We start from the raw sequence: 10,028 nt of genomic DNA, 5'->3' as shown, positions 1-10,028 counted from the left end.
GCCGACGATCGCCGGGCCGTCCCGCTTGCCACACCAGGCTCCTGCGCGGTGCAGGATCGACGAGTACTGGGCACGCGGCTGCCGGCAAGACCCCGTACGCTGGCGTGGTGATCGACTTCCGCGCGGCAGTTGAAGCACGCGATCCCGATGCCATCACGGCGGCCCTTGCCGACGACGTGGTCTTCCGCAGCCCGGTGGCGTTCAACCCCTACCCGGGAAAGGCCATCACCGCGGCGATCCTGCGCGGCGTGCTGCGGGTCTTCGAGGACTTCCGGTACACCCGTGAGCTGAGCGGTGACGGCGGTCGCGATCACGCGCTGGTGTTCGAGGCGAGGATTGGCGACGTCGCCGTCGAAGGTTGCGACTTCCTGCACCTGGACGAGACCGGTCTGATCGACGAGTTCACTGTCATGGTTCGCCCACTGTCCGCCGCGCAGACTCTGGCCGCCGCGATGGCCGCCCAGTTCGAGCAGATCCAGCGGGAGGCGAGCGCCGGCTAGCTCGGCCGCAGGCGGTCGCTCGTCGGACGCTTCCGTCTGGTCCACACATCCCAGGTCGATGACTCCACCACGAGCGGCAGGCCACGACCGCGCCGGCAGCAACGCAAGCGCTACCGCCGGCGCGGCCCGGCGTCAGAGCCGGGAGGTGAAGGTGGCCAGGAACCTGTGCGGGGTGACCGCGCCGGTGTTGTCGAAGCAGATGACGTCGACGTCGGCGTTGGTGGTGTACGGCCAGGGTTGGGTGAGGTGGCAGTAGTTGCTGCCGGCGCCCTGCGCCACCACCTGGGCGTGCGTCTCCTTGATGCCGATCTGCGGGAAGGTGGCCAGGTAGCGGCCGGAGGGCGCCAGCGGCGCCACGGTGTTCGCGCCGACGCCGAGCACCGAGTTGTCGTTTGTCGGCCCGCCGACGGCGGTACCCAGGTAGCCGAAGTACGAGGGTGGGCCGAGGGAGCCGATCACCGGCCGCCGACGGTGGTACGAGAGGGCGAAGTCGGTGTTGATGAACGCGCCCGCCTGGTCGTAGCAGAAGACGTACACCTGCACGCCGGTGCCGACCGCGCTCCAGGAGTAGACCTTGCAGCGGCGGGGACCGGCGTTCGGCTGCACGGCGGTGACCTGCACGTTGCCGGCGAGCAGATCGGCCAATCCCACCCCGGGCAGCCGCACCAGGTACTGCCCGACGCCCAGCGGCCCGACCGTGTTCACGCCACCGGAGGAGTACGACTGCGCCACCAGCCCGCTGCTCCACTGCACGTACGCGTGGGAGGTGCCGGCCGGCAGCACGCCCGAGCTGGTCGTCCAGAGCACTGTGAACGGAGTGTCATCGCGCGTGCCGCCCGGCTTGTGGCACTGCACGTCGACGATTTCGTCGGTGCCGGACTGGAACCAGCGGACCACCTCGCAGTAGTGACCGGTCCGGTTCACCGGGGTCACGTGCGGCACACCGCGTGAGCTGGCACCGATCTGCGGAAAACGGACCTGGAACCGGCCGGGCGCGAGCTTGATGCCGTCGGCCCAGGCAGCGGGGAAGGCGGTCTTCCAGCTGCCCCACTGCCGGCTGGTGTCCAGCACGGTCCAGACCGGGACTGTGGGGTCCTTGACGTACGCGAAGCCCCAGCGGTCGGCGGTGGCTGCCGCGGCCGGTGTGGGCGGCGCGAGTGCGCCGGCGGCCAGGACGGCGGCCAGTGCAGTGGTGACGAACGATCGGAGACGCATCTGTTCCTCCAGTCGACGGGAACATGTCGGAGAGGAGTGTGCGCGCGGTGATCTGATGGTCACAGTCGGCTACATTGTGCTCCGGTGTCGGCTGTCCGCTACTCGTGGCCCGCTCAGCGGAGTTGGTCGGCCAGGTGGCGCACCGCGTCGGTGAACGCCTTCTCCGATTCGCAGGGCCGGTGTCCCTTGATCGGTGGCGGGAAGATGTCGCCGGACGGAGGTGTGACGGCGTACGGGTCGCGAAGCCGTCGGTCCACCGTCGCCTCCCGGTCGCACGCCGCGGGTGCCTTGTCGGGGCCCTGCGGCGGAAAGACGCGACCCCCGATGGGGTCGGTGTCCCGCCACAGATTCACCCACCGCCAGTTCACCCGGTCGGCGATCTCGTGAATCACCTCGTCGCTGACGTACGCGGGAAAGAGGCGCGCGTACAACCGTCGGAGGGGCGAGCCGTGGGTCAGCAGCCCGACCCGGTCAGTGACCCGCGGCGGCAGTTGGAGCACTGTCGCGGCGAGCAGGACGGAGCCGTGGCTGTGCCCGGTGAGCACCACCGCGTTACCGGAGTCGACGAGGTGGGTGATCCGGCAGGTCAGTTCGGGAACGGCACGTTCGGCGTAGCACGGTGGCGCGAACGGGTGCGCCGATCTGGGCCAGAACGTGCCCAGGTCCCACAGCACGCCGACGTACCGGCGGAACCACGGGGTGCGATGGGCGAAGATTCCACCGAGGACCAGGCCGACGATGAGAGCGGCGATCAGATAGCTGCCGACACCGATGAGGAAGTCGACGAAGCCGACCGGCAACCCGACGTAGCGCTGGACCATTTCGCCGGGAGGCGTCGGCAGCAGGCCGAGCGCGACCGCTGCTATACCGATCCCGGCGAGGCAGGCGTAGAGCACCGCGAGCGGCAACAGCCGCTCGGTGAACCGGGCACGGGCCAAGGTCTTGCGCACCTGCCGCAGTCGCGGTGTGGCATCGGGCGGCGCGTCCGGGAAGTCACGAGCAACGATTGCCGACGCGGCCCGGATCCGTCCCGGTCGTGACGCCACCGACACCACGGCGGCGACGGCCAGCGTCACCAGCACCGCCAGCGAGAAGCCGAGAATCGCCCAGATGCAGGCACGTGGCGGGCTGGTTATCAACGCCTCGGCGGTGGGCGCACCCCTGTTCAGAACGTCGGACACCCGATAGACCAGCTCAGCGGAGAACGTGATCGCCAGACTGATCGCGGCTACGGAGGTCGCCAGGGCACCGAGCCCGAGGGCGGGCGCGACATTCGGATCTCGAGCCCGATGCCAGAACAGCACCACCCCCAGGGCAGCAAGCAGCACCGCCTGACCGATGAACAGCCCGACGACGGTCAGGTTGTAGCCGGGCAGCCCGTTCCGCTCCGGCCAGGATGCCGAGCTGGTCACAACGAGGATCCAGACCAGCACAGTCAGACCGAGGGCGATCGTGCGTAGCGCGCTGACCAACCGGTCGAGCCGCAGCTCCGTGGGCGTGGCCAGGGGTGGGGTGCAGAGCAGAACCGCGCATGTGATCAACAGAAGTCCGGCAGCTGCCGTCAGCGCGATGGTGCCGATCGACAGTCCCTGCGCGGACCGGGCTGCGAGCAGGCTGAGGTCCAGCGTGGCAAACGCCGCCGCCACGTGAATCGAGCGCAGTCGTGCCACCAGTGGCTCATTGTCCCACCGGCCGACGGCGGTGAGCCGGTCCGCCGCACGAGGGTGGTCGGCCGCGCGGAAGACGTCAGCGGGAAGTGCCGGGCGCGCGCTGAGCCCCCACACCAGGCTGATGGCCGCAGCCGGTGCCAGTGCGAGCACCGCCAGGCGCAGTCCGGCGGGACGCCCCCCGAGCCAGGAGAGCCAGCTACGTCCGGTTAGGCACTCCGGTGAGGACATGCACTTCCACGCGATCACATCCAGGGCGACCCCCACGATGCTCAGCACGTACATCGAGGTCATGGTGAGCGCCAACAACCGGCACAGGGCCTTGATCACCGGGTCGCCGCCGGCTCCGGCCGGACGCATCCAGATGGCGAGGTTGATCAGCATGAAGGGCAGCAGGATCACCATCGACAACGTTCGCACCGCGTTGCCAGCGGGCAGGTTGTTCCAGCGGTAGGCCTCGAGCGTCACCGCGCCCGCCTCGCTGTCCTCGCGGTCTACCGCTCGCGGGCGGTAGAAGCCGCCCCGGTGGTCACCCGCCACCTGCTGCACGTGCGGTCGATCCAGCAGGTCATCCGGGCCGGTGGCGGACACCCCGTGCACCCGCAGTTCCACCAAACCGTCAGCCCCAGCGCGCCCGCCCCCGTCTCGCTGATCCATCCGGTACCGGCCCCCCGGCGTGTACGAGGCTCACACAGACCCGCTCGGGTGATCCGAGGGCGCCCGTCTGGCGCAACGGGCGTACCCCGCGAAGGAAGATGCAATCCCGTGCTCGTAGCGCGAGGTCGACATCCGGGCGGGCATGTTCGCCGGGCATTCTTCGGGTATCGACTCGACGACTGGCTTGGCGTGGTACCAATTACCCGGGAAGGCGAAGCCGGCAGGAATGGGCGGCCCATGTCGACAAGGGCAGCAGCGCTGCTTCGGAAACCCGGGCAACCGCAGCGACCAAGCCTTCTGGAACTCTTCTTCGACCTGGTCTTCATCTTTGCCCTCAATCGGGTCTCGCAACGGCTGGTTGAGGAACTCACCGAGCAGCGAGTCGTCCTCATCGAGGCTGGCGAGACCCTGCTGTTGCTGCTGGCCTTCATGGTGCTGTGGTTCGTCACGGCGTGGGTCACCGACCTCTACGATCCGAAGCGGCCCCAGCTTCAGGTGCTGGTCTACACGGCCATGCTCGGCGCGCTGGTGATGGCAGTCGCCGTGCCGCACGCGTTCGGTGACAGAAGTCTGGCCTTCGCCGGTGCGTACGTCGCGGTTCACATCATCCGTGGCCTGGTCATCGTGCCGATACTGCGCGGCCACGAAGCTCAGCGCCGAGCAGCTGGAGTGTTCTTCTGGTTCACGTTGTCGGCCGTGCCGTGGATCGCCGGCGCGATCGTGACGGATCTGACCCGCAGCCTGTTGTGGACGCTCGCGATCGCCATCGACGGCACGGCACTTCTGATGTTCTATCCCGCGCCGTGGTCCCGCCCCACCCAACGGCAATGGCCCGTCCTGGCCGAATACCTTTCTGAGCGTTACCAACAATTCTTCATCATCGCCCTCGGTGAACTTATTCTGACGACCGGGTCGGCCTACAGCGACACCTCGTTCCGGCGGGGAGGAGCCGCGGCAGCCTTTGCGGTCTCATTCATCACGACCGTGCTCCTGTTTCGCGTCTACAGTTTCAGGGCGGGCCAACTGCTACCCGAAGCCATCAGAGCCGCCGCTCAGCCCGCGCATCTCATCCGAGAGGCTTTCCTCGCGCACGTACTCATGGTGGCCGGGATCGTCGCTGTCGCCGTCGGGTACGAAATCGTGATCGAACATCCGTTCGGGCACACCAACGCGGCGTGGATCCTCGTTGTCCTGGGCGGACCGATGCTCTTCCTGATCGGACGAGCCCTGGTGGAACATGCCGTGTTCGCCCGGGTGTCCCACTCCCGGATCGTCGGCGCTCTGGCGCTTGCCGGCGCCTCGCCGTTCATGATCCTTTTGCCGCCGCTGGCCGTGGCCGCCACCGCCGTCGTCGTCCTCGCCGGCATCGCGGCTTCCGACGCCGTCCACGCCAGGGGGAAACCGCCCGAAGGGCCGCACCCGCCCCATCCCAGAGAGTGAGCCGAACCGGACATCGTCCGGCTGTCTGCTCATGACCCCGTGGCGTCCGCTCGCTGTCCACCCCCGGGGCACTCCTCGGGCGGGGCGTAGGCACGGATGGTGCCGTTGTGCCGAGCAACCCTGCCGTCAGCGGTGAGGGGTACGAGGCGTTTACAGACGGGACACCGTCCCCGTTGGTGCTGCGAGCGCTGAGTCACGGTGCCTCCCCGGTAGGTCGTGCGCATCCGCCGAGCCATGCCGCCCATCGTTGCCGATCGAGGCTCGGAAGCGCGCTGATCACGGGGGCGACAACCACCCTCGGGCGGCCTGGTGCGCAGGCACCGCTAACCTCGCGGCAGCACGGTGATGGCGGCGACGGCGCTGTTGATGACGGTGGCCGTCACGGTGCGGGTCACGGCCGCCGCCGCGGCGTCGGCGCCCCAGTCGCCACGCTCGAGTTCCTTGGCCCGCGTGATGACCGGTGACGTCCACGGGATCTCGCGGTGGAACTGCGGGAGCGTTCCGCTCGCCGAGAGCAGCGCCGCGAGCGCCGCGACACGGGCCTGCGGCTGCGCACCGTCCACGAGGACCCGCCGGACGTCGGCGAGCAGGCCGGCCCGTCGTTCCGTTCTGCCCTCCCGTAGGGCTGTCGTCCGGAACAGGCCGAGCACCTTACGGGGCTCCTGGTCGATGTCGCCCCGCGCGATGAGCCGCTCCAACACCGGCTTGCGCAGGACGGGGCCGACCGCGGCCAGGGCCGTCTGCACCCCTCGCGGTTTCTCGGCGAGGTAGTCCCATGCCGGGCGCAGGAGGTCATCCGACGGTGGATGACCCGCCACGCCGCTGACCCGTCCCCGGGCCTCGGTGGTCAGGTGATCGCCGAGGGCGAGGTCCGCGAGGACGGCTCCGCCGAGGACGTAGAAGAGGGTGTTCTCTCCCGCGATGGTTCCGGAGTTGGGTTGGAACAGGAGCAGCAGAAGGTCTTCCGCCACTGTCGGCGTCCCAGGCCGGGTTTCGGTGGTCATCGGCGGGGCTCCCAGCGGAAGAGTCGGGTGGCGAGGGCGACGGCGACGGCGACCCAGCCGAGCGTGGGCGCGAGCAAGAGCAGGGAGTCGGTCACGGCGACGCCGCCGTTCCAGGCGTTCATGGTGAGTTCGGTGGCCGCGCCGCCGGGCAGCAGCCGCTTGAGCCCGGCGAGGTTCTCGGTGCCGGTGATGCCGACCCAGCTGGCCACGGCGATCACGCCGAGGGTGACGGGGAGGGTGGTGACCTGGGCGTGTTCGGGTGAGTTGGTCAGCCCGGCGGTGGCCAGCGCCAGGGCGACCATCATGGCCAGGGTGGCGATGGTCGCGACCACGAGCAGGGCGATGTTCGCCGGTGCGCCGGCGACCACGGCGAGGGCGGTCAGGATCGCGGTGACCTGGATCAGGGCGAGGACGACGACGGGCAGCAGGAGGCCGGCGAGGATGGTGGTGTCGGTTGCGGCGGTGGAGCGTAGGCGTTTGAGGAAGAGGTTCTGGCGTCGGGAGGCCAGGGTGGTGACGGCGGTGGTGTAGAGGCCGAAGGCGGTGATGGTGAACAGGATGATCGCGGCGATGTAGCCGAGGCTGCCGAGGTCGGCGAAGGTGTCGTGTTGGCGGACGAAGTAGGCGCTGACGACGACGGGGATGATGAGGCTGGTGATCAGGACCAGTCGGTTGCGGAAGATCTGGATCAGTTCGCTGGAGGCGATGGGAAACACGGTGGCGCTCCTGTCGAAATGGCGGGTCAGTTGTTGATGGCGCGGAAGACGTCGTCGAGGCGGGTCGGCCCGGCCTCCAAGCCCTGCAGCTCCACGGCGTGATCCTGCGCCCACCGGAGCAGGATGTGCAGGTCGTTCTGCAGTGCGAAGGTCTCGACCACGACCTTCCCGTCCACGTCGACGGCGGCCGGCAGCGGCAGCGCCGGTGCCGGTGCGGGTGCCGGTGCGGGAAGGGTGAAGCGGATGACGGCGGGCAGGGTGCGGGTCAGTTCGGCGACGGTGCCTTCGCGGTGCAGGGTGCCGTGGTGCATCAGTCCGATGCGGTCGGCGCGTTGTTGTGCTTCTTCCAAATAGTGGGTGGTGAGCACGATGGTGGCGCCGTTTTCGCGGAGTCGGTCGACGGTTGCCCAGACGGCGTCGCGGGATTGGATGTCCAGGCCGGTGGTGGGTTCGTCGAGGACGATCAGTTCCGGGGTGCCGTAGACGGCGGTGGCGAAGTCGAGGCGCCGTTTTTCACCGCCGGAGAGCAGGGATACTTTGCGGCGGGCTCGGCTGGTGAGGTCGACGAGGTCGAGTACCCGGTCGACGTCGTCGGTGCGCGCGGTGAGTCGACCGATCAGGCCGACGGACTCCCGGACGGTGAGGTCGGGGGAGAAACCGCTCTCCTGGAGCATGACACCCATTCGGGGACGTACCGTCTGGCGGTCGTCGGGGCGGTGCCCGAAGACACGTACGGTGCCGGAGGTTGACCTGCGGTGTCCCTCGATGACCTCCAGTGTCGAGGTCTTCCCGGCTCCGTTGGTGCCCAGCAGCGCGTAGAGCTCTCCAGGTCGTACCTCGAAGGAAAGGTCCCTGACGGCGTGGAAATCACCGTAGGTGAGGTTCAGCCGGTCAACTTCGATGACAGGTGTGGTGGACATGCACCTATGACAGCGCGGGCGCAGCCGATCCGTCAGTGGCGCCATGTCATCACCGCAAGTGACGTGGTGTCACTGGTCCCGGCCGCTGGCTGCCGGATACTGACCTGGTGACCGCGAGCCCGCCGCGCTTCACCCAGTCGACGCAGGGAAGGCTGCGCCGGCTCAACCTCGCGACCTCACTGCCGCCGGTGGTGTTCGCCGCGGTCATCCTGCTCTACACCGACGCGCGCGCCTGGTGGCACGTCGTCGTCCTGGCACCCGGTGCCGTGGCGGCCGTGGTGGCCTTCGAACGGTGGACGGCAAACGACCTCGCCCGGGTCGCGCTGCCCTGCCTGGTCGTGGCGGCGGCGGTCTGGCCGCTCGGGGTTCTGGTGACCGGCAGCCCCAACGCCTACTGGGGTGTCTGCGCCGTGGGTTCGCTTTCCCTGCGCGAGGTGCGACGGCGCCGGGCACTGACGATAGCCGGGCTGTTCACCTACGTCGCCGCCGTCGGCGCGGCGCGGTTGCTGGTGCAGCGCGACGACATCGGTCACGTCCTGGTCACCTATGTCCTCATCCCGACCGCCCTCACCGTCATCGTGACGGTCTTCACGGTGGTGGGCGAGCGGTTCTACGACCTCATTCGGGAGCTTGAACAGACTCGGGAACGCGAGGCGGAGCTGGCGGTGGTCCGGGAGCGGGTGCGGTTCGCCAGCGACCTGCACGACATCCAGGGCCACACCCTGCACGTGGTCAAGCTGAAGATCGCCCTGGCCCAGCGGCTGCTGCTGCGCGACACCGCTCGGGCGGAGAAGGAGCTGCGGGAGACGTACACGCTGGTCAGCGACACCATCGCGCAGACCAAGGAACTCGCCTACGCGCAGCGGCGGCTCAACCTCACCGCGGAGATCGAGAACGCGAAGAACCTGTTCGAGGCCGCCGGCATCCGGGTCCGAGTGACCCGGGAGGCCGAGGTCGACGCCCGCGCCAGCGAACTGCTCGGGCAGGTGCTGCGGGAGACGACCACGAACATCCTGCGGCACGCGCAGGCCACCCAGGTGCAGATCACGCTCGCCGCGTCGGGCATCACCATCGTCAACGACGGTGCGACCGCCACCTCGCCCCCGCAGCTCAGGGGCCTGGCGGCGCTGAGGCAACGGGTGGCGGACGACGGAGGTGAGCTGTCCGTGGAACAGAAGGACGGGCGGTTCCTGACCGCAGCGACCTTCCCACCCGCTCAGGCCGACGCGGCCCCGACGGTTACCGGGAAGGACGACCGATGACCACCATCGTGCTCGCCGACGACGAGGCGTTGCTGCGCACGGCCCTGGCCGCGCTGCTGCCGATGGAGGGTGACATCACCGTTCTCGCCGAGGCGCAGGACGGCCGTACGGCGATCGACGCCACCCTGCGGCACCGGCCCGACGTGCTGGTCATCGACCTGGAGATGCCGGGAGTGGACGGCCTGGGCGCGGTCGCCGAGATCCGCCGCGAGCGACCGGAGCAGGTGATCCTCATGCTGACCCGGCATGCCCGGCCCGGCGTGCTGCGCAAGGCGCTGAAGCTCGGCGTCCAAGGCTTCGTCAGCAAATCCGCCGAGCCGGCCCACATCACCTCGGTCATCGCCACCCTGCACGCGGGGAAACGCTGGATAGACCCGGACGTGTCCGTGCTCGCCGTCACCGAGGACTCCCCCCTCACCGAGCGTGAAGCCGACGTCCTGCGGGTCACCGGCGAGGGCTACTCGGTCGCCGACATCGCCGCTCGGCTCCACCTGGCTCCGGGCACCGTCCGCAACTACCTGTCCAACGCGATGCGCAAGACCCAGACCCGGACCCGCCACGAAGCGGCCCGCTATGCCCGCGAACACGACTGGCTGTAGGCGCATCCGCCGTCGCCGACCGTGACCGTGAGTTGCGACTGTCCGAGG

At 69.1% G+C, this 10,028-nt stretch carries 9 protein-coding genes; 4 read left to right on the top strand and 5 right to left on the bottom strand.

Annotated features, from left to right (window positions below; genetic code table 11):
* The first annotated feature begins 107 nt into the window (after positions 1 to 107).
* On the top strand, positions 108 to 500 hold the full coding sequence (locus AB0B48_RS29130) for a nuclear transport factor 2 family protein (RefSeq protein ID WP_357207062.1): 393 nt from the start codon (positions 108 to 110) through the stop codon (positions 498 to 500).
* 132 nt (positions 501 to 632) lie between these two features.
* Here the strand turns inward: AB0B48_RS29130 and AB0B48_RS29125 are convergent, their stop codons facing one another.
* Positions 633 to 1,715 (bottom strand): hypothetical protein, encoded by a 1,083-nt coding sequence (locus AB0B48_RS29125; protein WP_357207060.1) that lies wholly within the window; start codon positions 1,713 to 1,715, stop codon positions 633 to 635.
* 113 nt (positions 1,716 to 1,828) lie between these two features.
* Positions 1,829 to 3,982: a hypothetical protein gene (locus tag AB0B48_RS29120; protein WP_357207059.1), complete on the bottom strand. Its 2,154-nt coding sequence runs from the start codon at positions 3,980 to 3,982 to the stop codon at positions 1,829 to 1,831.
* A gap of 294 nt (positions 3,983 to 4,276) precedes the next feature.
* Here AB0B48_RS29120 and AB0B48_RS29115 point away from each other — a divergent pair, with 294 nt between their 5' ends.
* The gene (locus tag AB0B48_RS29115; protein ID WP_357207057.1) at positions 4,277 to 5,479 is read left to right on the top strand and encodes a low temperature requirement protein A; all 1,203 of its coding nucleotides are present in this window, start codon (positions 4,277 to 4,279) and stop codon (positions 5,477 to 5,479) included.
* A gap of 323 nt (positions 5,480 to 5,802) precedes the next feature.
* Here AB0B48_RS29115 and AB0B48_RS29110 read toward each other — a convergent pair whose 3' ends face one another.
* The 3 genes from AB0B48_RS29110 to AB0B48_RS29100 are packed head-to-tail and all read right to left on the bottom strand — an operon-like array spanning position 5,803 to position 8,119.
* On the bottom strand, positions 5,803 to 6,483 hold the full coding sequence (locus AB0B48_RS29110) for a GPP34 family phosphoprotein (RefSeq protein ID WP_357207055.1): 681 nt from the start codon (positions 6,481 to 6,483) through the stop codon (positions 5,803 to 5,805).
* Entirely contained in the window at positions 6,480 to 7,199 is a 720-nt protein-coding gene (locus AB0B48_RS29105) for an ABC transporter permease (protein WP_357207053.1), read from the bottom strand. The genes AB0B48_RS29110 and AB0B48_RS29105 overlap by 4 nt, the downstream gene beginning before the upstream one ends.
* A gap of 26 nt (positions 7,200 to 7,225) precedes the next feature.
* Positions 7,226 to 8,119 (bottom strand): ABC transporter ATP-binding protein, encoded by an 894-nt coding sequence (locus AB0B48_RS29100; RefSeq protein WP_357207051.1) that lies wholly within the window; start codon positions 8,117 to 8,119, stop codon positions 7,226 to 7,228.
* 107 nt (positions 8,120 to 8,226) lie between these two features.
* On the opposite strand from AB0B48_RS29100, the gene AB0B48_RS29095 reads away from it, so the two are divergent.
* Positions 8,227 to 9,381 (top strand): histidine kinase, encoded by a 1,155-nt coding sequence (locus tag AB0B48_RS29095; RefSeq protein ID WP_357207049.1) that lies wholly within the window; start codon positions 8,227 to 8,229, stop codon positions 9,379 to 9,381.
* Positions 9,378 to 9,980, top strand: a complete 603-nt coding sequence (locus AB0B48_RS29090; RefSeq protein ID WP_357207047.1) for a response regulator transcription factor — start codon at positions 9,378 to 9,380, stop codon at positions 9,978 to 9,980. Before AB0B48_RS29095 ends, AB0B48_RS29090 begins: the two co-directional genes overlap by 4 nt.
* Positions 9,981 to 10,028: the final 48 nt, after the last annotated feature.

Source organism: Micromonospora sp. NPDC049089 (assembly GCF_040648775.1).
Lineage (GTDB): Bacteria > Actinomycetota > Actinomycetes > Mycobacteriales > Micromonosporaceae > Micromonospora.
This window is presented reverse-complemented; position numbering and strand designations above follow the sequence as displayed.

Coding starts and splice junctions, on each gene's coding strand:
- AB0B48_RS29125 (WP_357207060.1), bottom strand. CDS start 1,715: ATGCGTCTCCGATCGTTCGTCACCACTGCACTGGCCGCCGTCCTGGCC.
- AB0B48_RS29115 (WP_357207057.1), top strand. CDS start 4,277: ATGTCGACAAGGGCAGCAGCGCTGCTTCGGAAACCCGGGCAACCGCAG.
- AB0B48_RS29110 (WP_357207055.1), bottom strand. CDS start 6,483: ATGACCACCGAAACCCGGCCTGGGACGCCGACAGTGGCGGAAGACCTT.
- AB0B48_RS29100 (WP_357207051.1), bottom strand. CDS start 8,119: ATGTCCACCACACCTGTCATCGAAGTTGACCGGCTGAACCTCACCTAC.
- AB0B48_RS29090 (WP_357207047.1), top strand. CDS start 9,378: ATGACCACCATCGTGCTCGCCGACGACGAGGCGTTGCTGCGCACGGCC.